Genomic DNA, 14180 nt, shown 5'->3' with positions numbered 1-14180 from the left:
CCTATTCAATCACACGGCGAAAAGGTGGTAGGGCATCTAGCAGAGACTTGCCGTAGCGTTTAGTCACCAAACGTCTATCTAAAATGGAAATCCGGCCGTAATCTTGTTCTTTACGTAATAATCTACCACAGCTTTGCACCAGTTTGCGTGAAGCATCGGGAATAGTAAGCTGTAAAAACGGGTTTCCGCCTTTTATTTTGATGTATTCCGAGTGCGCCTGTTCAACCGGTGAGGTTGGAACCGCAAATGGTAGCTTAGTGATGATCAAGTTAGTCAGATAATCCCCTGGCAAGTCGAGCCCTTCTGAGAAGCTGCCAGTACCAAAAATAATACTCGGCTTACCCTCATCACAGCGGGCTTTATGCTGCTTTAAGATCTCTTGTCTTGGTGCCGTGCCTTGAATAAGTAGACCTGTCTTAATTTTACTTTCGACCAGATCGGCCACTTTTTCCATCTGCCAGTACGAGGCGAATAACACTAAGCTTGCCATCTCATCTTCAACCAGAGCGATAATATGTTTAGCCAGCTCATCGGTATATTTATCATCCGTTGGCTCACTGTCCATCTTTGGTAAGAATAGTGTCGCATTCTGCTCAAAATCGAACGGCGAGTCTAACGCTAAGTAACGACTACCGTCATTGATCGATAAGCCGACTTGATGAGTGAAGTGGTTAAAATTATTTAGCGCTCTTAAGGTCGCACTACATAGCACCACGCCAGCGGCTTTGTCCCATAACAGGTTTTCCAGCATAAAGCCGACCTCGATGGGGGATGCGTTAAAGAGATAGTCGGCCTGTTTACCGGTAAGCTGTTCAATCCAGCGGGCCATAGGTGCACCCTTGGGGCTATCCTCTTTGGCCATCATCTTCCAAAGTTTCTGAAGATTTTCTAACCGTTGCAGCATAAAACCTGTTTCAGATAGCAAGGCTTCCGATTGGTGCTTTGGAATGTCACCATCTTTTATCGCTTCGTTGAGCAACGTTAGCATCTTATTAAACTGCTTTAGCGCCACATTGGAGGCGGTAGCAAGGTTTTCGGCTTGTACTAATAATGCCGACGGTAACTTGCCATGCTCGAATCTAAAGCGGTTTTCTGGATTATCAAATTTGGCTGATTGGGAGTCACAAAACTGAGCCACTTGGTTTAAAAGGCCTGTGATATCGCCAATATGATCCAGCATGGCTTGCGCCGGGGCGATAATGTAGTTGCTCTTGATTTGGTTTTGTAACTTGCTGGTGGTCTTGCTGAGCTTTTCAAGCCAATCGTTTGCACCACGCACGGTAGATTGAGCGCTACTAAAATCTCTTGCTACTATTGGTAAGTGGTGTGCTTCATCAATGACGTAATATAGGTCTTCGGGATCGGGTAAAATAACCCCGCCGCCCAGCTCTAGGTCGGCAAAAAGCAAACTATGGTTGGCAATCAGTACATCCCAAGTGTCGAGATCTTCTCGTGCCTTGTGAAAAGGGCAGTTACGATGGCTGGCAAGTTGGCGATGGCAACTGTGCTTATCGCAGGCGATCTGTTGCCACAGATGATCGGGGATCGGCTTGGTTAGCGTATCTCGCTCGCCATTCCATACACCTGAGTGATAATCCTTAAGCAGAGCTTCGAGCATATCCACTTGGCTTTGATCGGGTTTGCTCTGCCACATCGCCATTTGGGTGCTGTTATCTGGGCCAACGAGCATCTCGAGTTTAGATAAGCAGACATAACGTTGGCGGCCTTTAACTAAACCAAAGCTAAAGTCGAGTCCAGATTGCTGTAGGAAAAATGGCAGGTCTTTATGCAACAGCTGCTCTTGTAGCGCGACTGTGGCCGTGGCAATACAGACTTTTTTCTTATTCGCGAGTGCTAGTGGAATGGTTCCGAGGATATAAGCCAGCGACTTACCGATACCCGTGCCCGCTTCAACCACAATAATTCGGCGATTCTTGTCGTACTCACCCGCAAGCGTTTTTGATATTTCCGCAACAATATAGTTCTGCTCTCGACGAGGGCGAAAGTTAGGCAAAGATGTAGAAATGCCTTTATATATAGTACGAATTTGAGTTTTAACGTCTGCGGATAACATGAATGCACTAAGCTAATAAATAGTGCTGTACATAATAACAGTGATTACTTAGCCTAAGAAGCGTTTAGTGATTATTAGTGTATTTAATTGAGTATAAAGTATGAATTCTAGGTTGAACGAGCAGCAAGTGATTAAAGGTCGAGTCCTGACTCGCCATGCGGTCAACCGACAGGGGGGCCTGCACCTGCAGTATTTTGTTCAGACCGAGAATGGGCCAGTCACTGTTGAAATTCCTAACCAAGAACATGTGTGCTTTGTTCAGGCGACAGATGCGACTGCATTACTGGCGAGCTCAGAACTGAGAGGCGTCCGTCGAAGCCCTGTAGCTCTTAGCTGTTTTGCTAACACGCCGGTCGAGGCGCTATATTGTGTCGATGGCCGCCAGCAGCGAAATTTAAACAGGGCTGCTAAAGATCTTGATATCGAACTGTTCGAGTCAGATATTAAAGTAGAACATCGTTTTCTCGTCGAACGTTTTATCGCATTAGATGCAGAGTTTTACGGCCATTTTGTTGCAAGAACTGGCACGAATGCAGTATCTCAACAGCAACCACTGTTTATCGCAAGTCGAGCTCGTCAGGCTGTGTCGACGATAGCGCTTAATGCAATCTCTTTAGATTTTGAGTGTAGCTTCGCTGGGGAGCTGTATTCTGTGGGGCTGTATGGCCAAACGACTGAAGGTTGCGTGTATCAAAAGGTTATTATGGTTGGTGAGGCCGAAGAGACTGATGCTAACTACATTGAATGGGTGGAGAACGAAGCGCAATTAATCAATCAGTTGATTAGTTGGTTTGCTGAGTATGATCCCGACATTATTATAGGTTGGTCAGTAGTCACATTCGATCTCGCACTGCTTTATCGCCGCGCAAAACATCATGGTATTGCATTAACGATAGGGCGTGATAATCACCCGCTAGGTTGGAAGGTTGAAGATAAGTATCGCCCTGAAACACTATCGTTGCCTGGGCGTGTGGTACTAGACGGTATTGATTGGTTGAAGGCGGCTTTTTATCAATTCGACCGCTATTCATTAGAGTTTGTCTCGCAAGCACTGCTAGATGAAGGAAAGGCTATCCACAATGTTGATAACCGTATGGATGAAATCAACGATCTCTTTTTAAACAATAAGCCTGCACTGGCGCACTATAACCTTACTGATTGCCGACTGGTGTGGGATATTTTCGAAAAAACACACCTCTTTGATTTTGCGATTGAACGAGCCAAGTTGACTGGCCTTGAGTTGGGGAGGGTAGGGGCCTCGGTGGCTGCTTTTAACAACTTGTATCTGCCTCACTTGCACCGTGCGGGTTATGTTGCTCCGAGTAAACCCGCCAGCGATGGCATCGAAAGCCCAGGCGGCTATGTGATGGACTCGGTTCCGGGCTTATATCAGCATATTTTAGTGTTAGACTTTAAGAGTTTGTATCCTTCAATTATACGCACTTTCTTGATCGACCCTAAAGGCTTGGTAGAGGGGCTCACTCAAGTTGAAGAGCAAACCGTTAGCGGTTTTCTTGGCGCTCAGTTTAGTCGTGAAAAGCCGATTCTCCCCATGCTGATCAAAAACTTGTCTGAACAGAGAGAACTAGCCAAGGCACATCATGATGCGCCCTTATCTCAAGCGATAAAAATTATCATGAACTCCCTATATGGTGTGCTAGGTTCCCGCGGCTGTGTGTTTCATGATGCAAGGCTTGCCAGTTCGATTACCATGCGTGGTCACGAAATCATGAAGCAAACACGGCTTTGGATCGAGGCTGAAGGCTATAAGGTTATCTATGGTGATACTGACTCCACCTTCGTCTGGCTTGGCAATGACTTCGAGCAAGAGCAGGTTGCACAGACCGGCAAATCATTAGCTGAGAAAGTAAACCAGTTATGGCGCGATAAGCTGACCCAAGAGTTTAAGTTAGAGAGCTTTTTAGAATTAGAGTTTGAAACCCACTTTGAACAGTTCTTTATGCCAACATTGAGAGGTTCTGTAGAGGGGTCTAAGAAACGTTATGTTGGGACAAAGCGTCAAACTTCGGGGGAGTTAGGGTTAGTGTTTAAGGGGATGGAGCAAGTACGTAGTGACTGGTCGCCATTGGCACGGCGAGTTCAATATGAACTTTACGAGCGCTTATTCCAGCATTTGGATGTAACAACATACCTTAGAGAAATTATCGATAGCCTACATAGTGGTGAGCTTGATGATGAGCTTATTTTTACTAAGCACTTGAGACGTAATCTAGAGGACTATACGGCTAAATCTGCACCTCATTTAAAAGTTGCCCGCGCTTTATGTGACATCAACCAAGATCAACGCTTTGCCAAGCGTGGGGCACGAATCGAATATGTCATGACGTTAAATGGCGCAGAGCCTGCCGAGCAAACGTCGAATTTAATTGACTACGATTATTACCTTTCTCGCCAGTTAGAGCCTATTGCCGAGCCTATTCTTTCAATTCTGAAAACCAGTTTCAGTGAGGTTGCAACAAACCAGATGTCGTTAATTTAAGGTGAGGGTCATTAATTTACTGCTAATTAAATGTTAAGGAATGGTTCAATCCTTTGTCTGTTCTGTGTTTGCTAGTTAATTAGGTGCAAAATCTAGCAAATAGTGTGATGTTCGTCTTTGAGTGATTACTAATCTTTTGTTAATCTCAAATTCTATCAGGAAAGAAAGAAAACAACGGAATGGAAGACAAATAGAATGAAGCAGACTGAACAACATTAAGGTTAGGCAAATAAATGAAAAAGACTCTAGTAGCATCGGCTTTAGCCGCAGTGATATTTGTACCAACAGCATCAGCAATTGAAATTTATAAAGATGATAAAAATGCAGTAGAAATTGGTGGTTATGTTGATGCTCGCATCATCAATACTCAAGGTGCTACAGAAGTGGTTAACGGCGCTTCACGTATTAATTTCGGTTTTACTCGCCAGATGAGCGACGGCTGGAAAGCTTATACTAAGCTAGAGTGGGGCGTAAACCCATTCGGTAATACCGACATCGTTTACAACAGCGACAGTACATTAGAATCTCAAAGCGGTGACTTCTTAAATAACCGTTTAGGCTATGTAGGTCTTGCACACGACACATATGGTTCAATCACTATTGGTAAGCAATGGGGCGCATGGTATGACGTAGTTTATAACACTAACTATGGCTTCGTATGGGATGGTAACGCATCAGGTACTTACACTTACAATAAGGCTGATGGTGCTGTAAACGGTACTGGCCGTGGTGACAAAACGGTTCAATACCGTAATGTATTCGGTGATTTCAGCTTCGCAGTTCAGGCTCAGCTTAAGCAAGATAGTTTTGATATAAACGAAACTGCCACGGGTGCAAGCACTTTGTTCCCATCAACAGCTAAAGTTGCTGGTGTTAATAATTCAAATGCAGTAACAACAGTTGAATATAACAACACTTATGGCGGTTCTGCTACGTACAACGTAACTGAAAACTTAGTGGTAACTGCAGGTTTTAACTTTGGCGAGTTCGAAGCCACTACTTCTGCTGGTAAGCGTCTAACTGAAACTGACTCTATCTACGGTCTAGGTGCTAGCTGGGGTAACTGGGGCGGTGAAGGTGTTTACGCTGCATTCAACGTTAACAAGCAAGAGTTCCACGATACTGATAACCTAAACCGTATGATCCAAGATGCATGGGGTCTAGAATCAATTGCTTCTTACAAGTTCGATAACGGTATCCGTACTTTCGTTTCTTATAACATCCTAGAAGCAGGCGACGAATACGAAGCAGCTTACAATGGTGATGTATTCAAGCGTCAGTTTGCAGTTGCTGGTGTTCACTATGTTTGGGACTCAAACACTGTTCTTTATCTAGAAGGTCGTAAAGATTTTAGTGATTTCACTAGCGCAGATAAAGTACAGCAAGCTGCGATGGAAGTTTCTGAAGATGACGGTATCGCAATTGGTATCCGTTACACACTTTAATTTGTCTAATTTAAAGTGATTAAAGCGCCTATTAAGGCGCTTTTTTTTGGCTTTAACTCTCACGGCTTCTTTCATCTGGTGATAACTGATTGGGAGAATGTATTTATCACGTGTAAATCTAGAAGATGTATAGGCTAAGTTTTTCTAACTTTGAGCGCCTAAATTGTAACTTGTGCATGCATGGATATATATTTTGATTGAAAATTGTGCATTCAGTCAGTTTTTTTATTTTTTTTTACTCTCCTCTCGATTCTGAATGGTTAATCTTTGAATAGTTCTTTCGAATCAGTCTGTTGCGGGATTGTTTTTGTGTTTTCAAACAGGGGTTTTATGGACTGAATCATTTACAGCTGATTTTTAATGCATATTAATTAAAGTGATAATTGATACAAATTAGCCGAAAATTCTTTCGTAGTTCACTCGCCATTCGGTGTAAGTCTTTAGTGTTATTTATGGTGGTTAGGGTTAGCACTCTTCACGTTCTAGAGCTTTAACTTTAAAAATGTTGAATATCTTATTGTTTAAAATTATATGCTTTTTCAGGATCTTATGTTGCTCCTCCCCAAGTGGAGCCCATCGTCGAATTTAATTTTCACTTTTAAAATATTTGTTATACGTCTCTAAAGAAAATCAATCAACTTCGTTAAAGGCTAATTTAGCTACTCGATAAGCAGCGTTTGTTTGTGTCTATATGTATCAATAAAGCCCCTAGGTGTTTCAAATGTTGTAAATATGTTTCTGGTGTGTTTTTATTTGTGTGCAAATTCACGCTCACGTAACTTTCTGTTAATGAGTGTGTTGCTAAAAAAATAAAAAAGAGTCCAGGGAGATTTACAATGTATAAGAATAACTTTCTAACAAATTCAGTGCGTCTAGCGCTTGTTAGTGGTGCTATGACTGCTGCTTTTACCGCACCAGCAGTTTATGCAGCCGATGAAGAAGTAGAACGTATCGAAGTTACAGGTTCTCGCATTAAGCGAACAGATATGGAGACCTCTTCTCCAATTCATGTAATGGATGCTGAGCAGATAAAAATGAGTGGTTTTACCAATGTCGAAGACATTCTAAACCAACTTCCACAACTAGAAACTGCAAGTAACGCTTTCCAAGCTAACGGCGCATCAGGTACCGCTTCACTAGATTTACGTGGTCTAGGTAGTAACCGTACACTAGTACTTATCAATGGTCGCAGAATGCAAGCGGGTAGTATTACCTCACAAAGTGCCGATATTAACCAAATTCCAGCTTCGCTAATTAAGCGTGTCGAAGTGATGACAGGTGGTGCTGCAGCCGTATACGGTGCTGACGCAGTAGCGGGTGTTGTGAACTTCATCATGGATAGCGATTTCGATGGCATCTCAATCAATGTTGGAGCCTCTGGTTACCAGCATGATAACGATAATGGCTACATTCAAGGCCTTATGGATGAGAAAGGCTTCGAATACCCTTCAGGCAATACAGATATCGATGGTAAGACTTATAATATCGATTTAGCAATTGGTAGTGATTTTGCCGACGGTAAGGGTCACGCTGTAGCATATGCTGTTTGGCGTCGTAACGATGAGCTACTTCAAGGTGAGCGAGATTATTCTTCTTGTGCACTAAATGGTTCACAGTCTGCTTGTGGTGGTTCTGCTAACACGCCGCTAGCTCACTTCGATATCTACCCAGTAGTTGATGGTGAAGTTGATTACAAACAAAACTTTTGGGGTTACACCGATCCAAATGGTAACGGTTTTAAGCCAGATGATGGCTACCGTTATAACTATGCACCAGTAAACCACTTTATGCGTCCAAATGAGCGTATTTCTCTAGGTTCATTTATGAACTACGAAATTAACGATCATGCGCGTCCATATGTAGAGCTGTCTTTCATGCAGAACCGCACTGCTGGTCAGATTGCTGAATCAGGTACTTTCTTCAACGAAGAGTATTTGATGGATTATAACAACCCATTGCTAACTGAGCTTCAAAAGCAGCAGTTACAAGCTGAATTCAATCAAACAGGCGATGATCAATTCGTAGCCTATATCGGTAAGCGTAATGTCGAAGGTGGTGCGCGTGCTAACAATCTAGAGCACAACTCATACCGTATCCTTACTGGTATGGAAGGTGACATCAATGATAACTGGACTTACGATGTAAACTTCAACTATTCAGCGACATCATCTTCATCTGTGTATCAGAATGACCTACTTGCACCAAAAATTGCACCAAGAGTTGGTGCGGTTGATACTGAGTGTGTAGAAGCCGATGGCTGCCTATATTATAACGTTTTTGAGCCAGGCGGAGTAACCGCAGAGCAAGCTGCACAGCTAGCTGGTGTTGGTATCCAAACAGGTCTAGTAACGCAAACTATTTACAGTGGTTATGTGACAGGTGATATCGGTGTGACAATTCCTTCTGCATCAGATCCAATTGCGATGGTATTTGGTTTTGAGCGTCGTGAGCAGGATTATGAAAGAATTTCAGATACCGTATATGAAGAAGGACAACTACTAGGTCAAGGTGGTCCAAACACTAGTCTTACTGGTGAGATTGATGTAAACGAACTTTATACAGAATTCCAAATCCCTATACTGGACAACTTAGCATTTGATTTAGGTGCTCGTTATTCTGATTATTCAACTTCTGGTGGTAACTGGACTTATAAAGTCGGCGCTGATTACACTTTGGCAGATGCTTATATGTTCCGCGCAAGTTTCAACCGTGCGGTACGTGCACCAAATGTGGCTGAATTATTTGACTCACAAAGTATTGGCCTATGGTCGGGTGCAGATGGTTGTGCCACTGATGAAGATGGTAATATCGCATTTAATGAAGCACAGTGTGCTAATACTGGCGTAACTATGGATCAGTATGGCAACATCGGTTCATCTCCTGCGGGACAGTACAATGAGTTCGCTGGTGGTAACCCAGAGCTAGACCCTGAAGAAGCTGAAACAATTACTTTAGGCTTAGTCGCTAACCCATTAGATAACTTCAGTTTCTCACTTGATTATTTCAACATTGAGATGGAAAACGTGATCAGTACTGTTGGTGCTGAGCGAATTCTAAATATCTGTGCTGAAACAGGTGATAGCGCATTCTGTCAAAATGTTCAACGTAGTGCCTCTGGTAGCCTATGGTTAGGCCAAAGCGGTTACGTTGTAAACCTTAGTGACAACATTGGTGGTCGTTCTTGGGAAGGTATTGATGCTGCAGCTCAATACAACATCGAACTAGGCAGCGGTGACCTTTCTTTCGACATCATTGGTTCATACGCAATGAAGAAAGAAGTCCAACCAATCAAAGGTAACGATGCCCTAGCATATGATTGTGCTGGTAACATCAGCTCAGATTGTTTTGCGACTCCTGAGTGGAGACATACTTTTACAGCTAAGTACACTGCGGCTGATTGGGTGTTAGCAGCTAAATGGCGTTATTACGGTGAGGTCTCATATGATGGCACCGCTGATACACGTCTAGCAGAGCAAGGTGGTATCGACGCTTACAACTACTTCGATCTAAACGGTACTTACGTATTTACTGACTACATGTCTGTAACTGCGGGTATGAACAACCTATTTGATAAAGAGCCGCCAATGGTTGGCAACTCACTTTCAACTAATGCGAACACTATCGCTGGTTTCTATGACACGCTTGGTCGTTTCATGCACGTAAGTGTTAACCTTAAGTTCTAAGGTTAGTTATAAAATAAGTTAATAAAATAGTGTTTAAAAGCCACCCTCTGGGTGGCTTTTTTATTGCAGCAACAAAGCAAAGTTTGCTTGGATTATAGGGTTATTAATAGTGGACGACATCAGTATGAATTATATCCGGTTAACGAAAGGAAGTTCATAAAAGTCAGAAAACTTGCTCTTAACTCAATGAAGGTGAGTTGAAGTGAATGAACCTTTATTTGTCGCTAGATTATATACAATAACCATATATTCTAGTTCAATTAAGTTAAAAGCTGCTGCAGGGTCTATGAGCTATCAGCTTAGTGTTTTTATCAGCTTATTCTTACTGATAGGCTAATTAAGTGGCGATTTTAAGTAAATTAGCTACTGGTTTTACCAGGTTGTGTTAATGAGTTGTTAAATCTGACCTTTGGTTTTAGTAGAGTATCATTGCATTTATTTTCAGTGTCTTAAGTTTGTTATCCTTTGTTTCTTTTTATCTTAAATCTAATATTGTTAACATGATTTGTTCGGAAATGTCGCTTTTGACTGTTTTCCATCCTTTAAGCTAGTTTTCCACTAGTTTTTGGCCGTTCCAAATGTTGACACAGGTCAACATTTTGTGAAATGATGCCAGCGGGTCTACATCCTCGAAGATGTAGAAAAGGAAGATAATAATTAACAATCACAATAGAAAGACAGGCTTAGGCAATAGGGAACTAAAGCAAAATAAGCGCATGCACCCTGTTGTCGATAAGTTAAAGCTTTTTTAATCACTTCAAATTGGTTGGGAACTATGTCCAAGGTAAGCAATAAAACAAAAATCGCTACAGCGCTCATTGGCGCACTAGCCTTAGCAGGCAGCAACTTAGTGATTGCCGATCCTCTTTCTGACGCTCAGAAAGCTGACGCTAAAATTCACGCTGAAGCTGCAACGTCTCAGAAGAAAGTTGATAAGTATTTTGACCAAGCTCAGGATATGTTGTTCGAGTATGGGTCAGTTGCTGATGAACGTGAATCACTAAAATCTTATAACGACTACGTAGCAGGTCTGGTTGCAGATCAAGAAGCTACCATGAAATCAATTCAAGATGACATCAACGGCGTTGATGCATTACGTCAAGGCGTAGTGCCATTGATGTTTAAGATGGTTGATGCACTAGAGCAATTTGTTGCTCTTGATCTTCCATTCAACACTGAGGTTCGCGTCGAGCGTGTTGAGAACCTTAAGAACCTTCTAAACAGTGCAGAGGTTACTCTTGCTGAAAAGTATCGTCTAATCCTAGATGCTTACTCAATAGAACGTGAGTACGGCTTCTCTTCTAATGTTAAGCAAGGTCAGCTTCAGCTTGATGGTAAAGAAGTGTTAGTTGACTTCTTTAATCTTGGTCGCGTTGCTTTATATGCGATGAGCTTGGATCAAAAGTCGGCTTGGATGTATAACGATGAGACTAAAGGCTGGGATCAACTAGAAGCTAGCTCTCTTCGTGAGCTGACTAAAGGTATTCGCATGGCCCGTAAACAGGGTGCACCGGATCTATTCTCGTTACCAATTCCTGCTGCGGAGGCTGCACAATAATGAAGAAGTTTATCACTACAGCAATCGTAGCTGCGAGCCTGTCATTAACAGCAGGTATTGCTCATGCTGCAGATGCACCAAAAACAATCGACCAACTACTTAATCAAGTAAAAGTTGATCGTGCTAATGCATCAAAAACTAACGCAAAGCGTGAGCAAGAGTTTAAAAATGAGCGTGGCGATAAAGCATCTCTACTAAAGCGTGAAAAAAATGCTTTAGCTGCTGAGCGTCAACGCGGTAAAGACTTAAACCAAGCGTTTTTGGATAACGAGCGTAAAATCGGTCAGTTAGAAGAAGACTTAAACACTGCTCAAGGTGACTTGGGTGAAATGTTTGGTGTGGTTAAAGGTGATGCTGGTGACTTCGCTGGTAAGTTAGCGGGTTCAAACATCTCTGCACAATACCCTAACCGTGACGTATTCATCGCAGACCTTGGTGCACGTAAGCAACTACCAAAGATTGATGAACTAGAGCGTTTCTGGGAAGAGCAGTTGTTTGAAATGGCTGAATCTGGAAAGGTTGTTAAGTTTGAAGGTTCAGTTACCGGTATTGACGGTAGCGTGAATAACACCACTATTACTCGTGTTGGTACTTATAACCTACTTGCTGATGGCAAGTATGTTGTGTACAACGCAGATCTTGGCCTAATTCAGGAGCTTTCGCAGCAACCTGATGGCTATCAAGTAAAGACTGCTGCAGCGTTTGAAAATACAACGTCTGGCACTGCGCAACTTTATATTGACCCAGTACGTGGTGTGCTGCTTAACATCTTTACCCAAAAAGCAACGATTGAAGAGCGTATCGAAGCGGGTGGTACAATTGGTTACATCATCATGGCGCTATTGGCACTTGGTGCGCTAATCTCTATCGAGCGTCTAGTCACTCTAGGTGTAGTTGGTGCTAAAGTTAAGGCGCAGCGTAAGAACCTTGATAACCCAGGTAATAACGCATTAGGTCGTGTACTTAAAGCTTACCAAGACAACAAAGATGTTGACGTTGAAACCCTAGAGCTGAAACTTGATGAAGCGATTCTGAAAGAAACCCCAGCACTAGAGACGCGTATCTCTATCATCAAGGTTCTAGCGGCTATCGCACCTATGATGGGTCTACTTGGTACGGTAACGGGTATGATTGCAACCTTCCAAAGTATCCAGTTGTTCGGTACCGGTGATCCTAAGCTTATGGCTGGCGGTATCTCTATGGCACTGATGACTACGGTTCAAGGTCTTGTTGCTGCACTACCACTAATGCTTATGCATGCTGTTGTTATCGCACGCAGTAAGTCTATTGTACAAGTACTTGAAGAACAAAGTGCTGGTATCGTAGCTGCGCACGCTGAGAAGAGGAAAGCCTAATGTTATTCCTGATGGATATCTGGGATTCCGTCAGGGGCTTCATGGCCTCCGGAGGAAGTGTCCTCTGGTTAGTGGCTGGTGTATTGTTTGTTATGTGGGTATTGATGCTTGAACGCTACTGGTATCTAAATTGGATATCACCAAAAGAGCACAAAGCAATCATTAGCGCATGGGAAGCACGAGAGGATTCAACCTCTTGGTATGCACACCGCATCCGTGAAGCTTGGGTATCCCAAGCGAAGCAAGATTTAACGGCACGAATGCTGCTTATCAAAACCTTAGTGGCTATCTGTCCGATGATAGGCCTACTGGGTACCGTAACCGGTATGATTTCAGTATTTGATGTGATGGCAGTTCATGGGACGAGTAATGCTCGTATGATGGCAGCTGGTATTTCGATGGCAACCATGCCGACAATGGCGGGAATGGTTGCAGCATTATCAGGCGTATTCTTTAGTACGCGTCTTGATGCAAAAATGAAAATCAGTTTAGCAAAGCTAAAAGACAGCATGCCTCACCACTAGAGAGAGATTGAACATGGCACGTAGAAAGCATTCAAGCGTAGACGAAGAAGCTGAGATTGATATGACCCCGATGCTCGACATCGTGTTCATCATGCTTATCTTCTTTATTGTAACAACATCGTTTGTAAAGCCATCAGGTCTTGACTATAACAAGCCTGAAGCGTCACAAGCGACGAAGAAGCCTTCAGCGAACATCTTTATTGGTGTGAGCAAGACGGGTGTCATCATGATGGAAAACCGTCAAGTTGATATCGAGCGTGTAACTGCAAACGTAGAGCGTATGCTTGCAGAAGCACCTGAGGCGGCAGTATTAATTCAAGCAGACCAAGAAGCTAGACACGGTTTAGTGGTTAAGGTACTTGATAACGTTAAAGCTGCGGGTATCGATAAGATATCTGTATCGGCGGGGAACGAATAATATGCTGAGAGGAATAGTATCACTGATAATTGGTGCTGCTGTGACTTTTGCCTTATTTGTCTTCATGGCATTCTTGGTAGGTGGCGGTCCAACCCGCCACGATTCCTCGACAGAAACACCTGTCATTGAAATATCCATGAACAAAGATGATGCAACAGCGCAGAAAAAGCCAAGGGTTAAGCCTAAACCGCCTACACCCCCAGAGCAGCCTCCAAAGCCGGATACTACGCCACCAGATAGTTCATCTGACATTGATACAAATATGTCATTTAACATGGGTGGAGTTGATGCCGGTGGTGCTAACACTGGATTTAAACTAGGTAACATGATGACACGAGACGGTGACGCAACACCTATCGTTCGAATTGAACCTCAGTATCCAATTAAAGCGGCACGCGATGGTAAAGAAGGTTGGGTGCAACTTAGCTTTACGATTAACGAGTTAGGTGGTGTTGAAGACGTTAAAGTCATCAAGGCTGAACCTAAGCGTCTATTTGATAAAGAAGCTCGACGCGCACTGAAAAAGTGGAAGTACAAGCCTAAGATTGTTGACGGTAAAGCCCTTAAACAACCTGGCATGACAGTTCAGCTTGATTTCACTCTAGACAAAGGAGGCAGATAAT

Annotated in this window: 9 protein-coding genes; 8 read left to right on the top strand and 1 reads right to left on the bottom strand. The window is 43.0% G+C overall.

Features of this window, described 5'->3' with window-relative positions:
* Window position 1 precedes the first annotated feature (1 nt).
* Entirely contained in the window at window positions 2-2074 is a 2073-nt protein-coding gene (gene dinG, locus SPEA_RS14065; RefSeq protein WP_012155882.1) for an ATP-dependent DNA helicase DinG, read from the bottom strand.
* Window positions 2075-2174: 100 nt separating this feature from the next.
* On the opposite strand from dinG, the gene SPEA_RS14060 reads away from it, so the two are divergent.
* The 8 genes from SPEA_RS14060 to SPEA_RS14025 all read left to right on the top strand — a co-directional run bounded on the left by SPEA_RS14060 (window position 2175) and on the right by SPEA_RS14025 (window position 14179).
* Complete coding sequence (locus SPEA_RS14060; RefSeq protein ID WP_012155881.1) at window positions 2175-4574, top strand: DNA polymerase II; 2400 nt, start codon at window positions 2175-2177, stop codon at window positions 4572-4574.
* 233 nt (window positions 4575-4807) lie between these two features.
* Window positions 4808-6019, top strand: a complete 1212-nt coding sequence (locus tag SPEA_RS14055; protein WP_012155880.1) for a porin — start codon at window positions 4808-4810, stop codon at window positions 6017-6019.
* Between the two features lie 836 nt (window positions 6020-6855).
* Entirely contained in the window at window positions 6856-9702 is a 2847-nt protein-coding gene (locus tag SPEA_RS14050; RefSeq protein ID WP_012155879.1) for a TonB-dependent receptor domain-containing protein, read from the top strand.
* Window positions 9703-10477: 775 nt separating this feature from the next.
* Window positions 10478-11260 (top strand): DUF3450 domain-containing protein, encoded by a 783-nt coding sequence (locus SPEA_RS14045; protein WP_012155878.1) that lies wholly within the window; start codon window positions 10478-10480, stop codon window positions 11258-11260.
* Window positions 11260-12615 (top strand): MotA/TolQ/ExbB proton channel family protein, encoded by a 1356-nt coding sequence (locus SPEA_RS14040; RefSeq protein ID WP_012155877.1) that lies wholly within the window; start codon window positions 11260-11262, stop codon window positions 12613-12615. The genes SPEA_RS14045 and SPEA_RS14040 overlap by 1 nt, the downstream gene beginning before the upstream one ends.
* On the top strand, window positions 12615-13139 hold the full coding sequence (locus tag SPEA_RS14035) for a MotA/TolQ/ExbB proton channel family protein (protein ID WP_012155876.1): 525 nt from the start codon (window positions 12615-12617) through the stop codon (window positions 13137-13139). The genes SPEA_RS14040 and SPEA_RS14035 overlap by 1 nt, the downstream gene beginning before the upstream one ends.
* A 13-nt stretch (window positions 13140-13152) precedes the next feature.
* A complete protein-coding gene (locus tag SPEA_RS14030) occupies window positions 13153-13557 on the top strand; it encodes an ExbD/TolR family protein (protein ID WP_012155875.1) in 405 nt (134 codons plus the stop codon).
* A gap of 1 nt (window position 13558) precedes the next feature.
* On the top strand, window positions 13559-14179 hold the full coding sequence (locus SPEA_RS14025; protein ID WP_012155874.1) for an energy transducer TonB: 621 nt from the start codon (window positions 13559-13561) through the stop codon (window positions 14177-14179).
* The last annotated feature ends 1 nt before the right edge of the window (window position 14180 follow it).

The organism is Shewanella pealeana ATCC 700345 (assembly GCF_000018285.1).
In the GTDB taxonomy this organism is placed as follows: domain Bacteria; phylum Pseudomonadota; class Gammaproteobacteria; order Enterobacterales; family Shewanellaceae; genus Shewanella; species Shewanella pealeana.
Note: the sequence above shows the minus strand (reverse complement) of the source record. Positions and strands in the feature narration are given on the sequence as shown.

What these genes read in the sequence shown, in the direction of transcription:
- dinG (WP_012155882.1), bottom strand. Translation starts at nt 2,074, where the DNA reads ATGTTATCCGCAGACGTTAAAACTCAAATTCGTACTATATATAAAGGC.
- SPEA_RS14060 (WP_012155881.1), top strand. Translation starts at nt 2,175, where the DNA reads ATGAATTCTAGGTTGAACGAGCAGCAAGTGATTAAAGGTCGAGTCCTG.
- SPEA_RS14055 (WP_012155880.1), top strand. Translation starts at nt 4,808, where the DNA reads ATGAAAAAGACTCTAGTAGCATCGGCTTTAGCCGCAGTGATATTTGTA.
- SPEA_RS14050 (WP_012155879.1), top strand. Translation starts at nt 6,856, where the DNA reads ATGTATAAGAATAACTTTCTAACAAATTCAGTGCGTCTAGCGCTTGTT.
- SPEA_RS14045 (WP_012155878.1), top strand. Translation starts at nt 10,478, where the DNA reads ATGTCCAAGGTAAGCAATAAAACAAAAATCGCTACAGCGCTCATTGGC.
- SPEA_RS14040 (WP_012155877.1), top strand. Translation starts at nt 11,260, where the DNA reads ATGAAGAAGTTTATCACTACAGCAATCGTAGCTGCGAGCCTGTCATTA.
- SPEA_RS14035 (WP_012155876.1), top strand. Translation starts at nt 12,615, where the DNA reads ATGTTATTCCTGATGGATATCTGGGATTCCGTCAGGGGCTTCATGGCC.
- SPEA_RS14030 (WP_012155875.1), top strand. Translation starts at nt 13,153, where the DNA reads ATGGCACGTAGAAAGCATTCAAGCGTAGACGAAGAAGCTGAGATTGAT.
- SPEA_RS14025 (WP_012155874.1), top strand. Translation starts at nt 13,559, where the DNA reads ATGCTGAGAGGAATAGTATCACTGATAATTGGTGCTGCTGTGACTTTT.